Annotated in this window: 1 protein-coding gene; it reads right to left on the bottom strand. The window is 70.0% G+C overall.

Features of this window, described 5'->3' with window-relative positions; all coding sequences use genetic code 11:
* Positions 1–61: 61 nt before the first annotated feature.
* The gene (locus STRTUCAR8_RS20305; RefSeq protein ID WP_044472542.1) at positions 62–1,093 is read right to left on the bottom strand and encodes an adenosine deaminase; all 1,032 of its coding nucleotides are present in this window, start codon (positions 1,091–1,093) and stop codon (positions 62–64) included.
* Positions 1,094–1,191 lie beyond the last annotated feature (98 nt).

The following is a 1,191-nucleotide window of genomic DNA, read 5'->3' as shown; positions in this document are numbered from 1 at the left end:
CCCTCGTCAACGAACCGGTGACGGTCGGCGTCAGCCTCTAGGAACCCCCGCAGGGCTACGGCTACGAGACCAGCCAGTCGTCGATCCCCGCCAGCAGCTTCGCCCGTACGTCCTCCGGCGCCGCCGAACCCCGTACCGACTGCCGGGCCAGTTCGGCCAGTTCCGCGTCCGTGAAGGCGTGGTACTCCCGGGCGATCTCGTACTGGGCCGCCAGCCGGGAACCGAAGAGAAGCGGGTCGTCGGCGCCCAGCGCCAGCGGGACACCCGCCTCGAAGAGCTTGCGCAGCGGCACGTCCTCGGGCTTCTCGTACACCCCCAGGGCGACGTTCGAGGCCGGGCACACCTCACACGTGATCTGGCGGTCGGCGAGGCGCTTCAACAGGCGCGGGTCCTCGGCCGCCCGCACGCCGTGGCCGATCCGGGACGCGTGCAGGTCGTCCAGACAGTCACGGACCGACGACGGGCCCGTCAGCTCACCGCCGTGCGGGGCCGACAGCAGACCGCCCTCACGCGCGATGGCGAAGGCCCGGTCGAAGTCCCGGGCCATGCCCCGCCGTTCGTCGTTGGAGAGCCCGAAGCCCACGACACCCCGATCCGCGTACCGCACGGCAAGGCGGGCCAGCGTGCGCGCGTCCAGAGGGTGCTTCATACGGTTCGCGGCCACCAGGACCCGCATCCCGATCCCGGTCTCCCGGCCGGCCGTCTCCACCGCGTCCAGGATGATCTCCAGCGCCGGGATCAGACCGCCCAGACGGGGGGCGTACGACGTCGGGTCGACCTGGATCTCCAGCCAGCCGGAGCCGTCCTTCGCGTCCTCCTCGGCGGCCTCGCGGACCAGCCGCTGGATGTCCTCGGGCTCCCGCAGACAGGACCGGGCCGCGTCGTACAGGCGCTGGAAACGGAACCAGCCCCGCTCGTCGGTCGCCCTTAGTTTCGGCGGCTCGCCACTGGTGAGGGCGTCGGTCAGCGCCTCGGGCAGCCGCACACCGTACTTGTCGGCCAGTTCCAGCAGCGTCGCTGACCGCATCGACCCGGTGAAGTGCAGATGCAGATGGGCTTTCGGCAGTTCAGAGACATCACGTACGTGCTCCATTCTCGGATCCTGCCGTACGTCCGGCTCGTACCGGTAGCGCTTTCCCTGAACGTGGTCTTGCTCGCACTGACGCGCGTACCGAAAGACGAAAGAGGCCG

The sequence above is a fragment of the Streptomyces turgidiscabies Car8 genome, assembly GCF_000331005.1.
GTDB lineage: Bacteria > Actinomycetota > Actinomycetes > Streptomycetales > Streptomycetaceae > Streptomyces > Streptomyces turgidiscabies.
This window is presented reverse-complemented; position numbering and strand designations above follow the sequence as displayed.

Bases quoted from the DNA above. Each gene is read 5' to 3' on its own strand.
- STRTUCAR8_RS20305 (WP_044472542.1), bottom strand. From the start codon at position 1,093: ATGGAGCACGTACGTGATGTCTCTGAACTGCCGAAAGCCCATCTGCAT.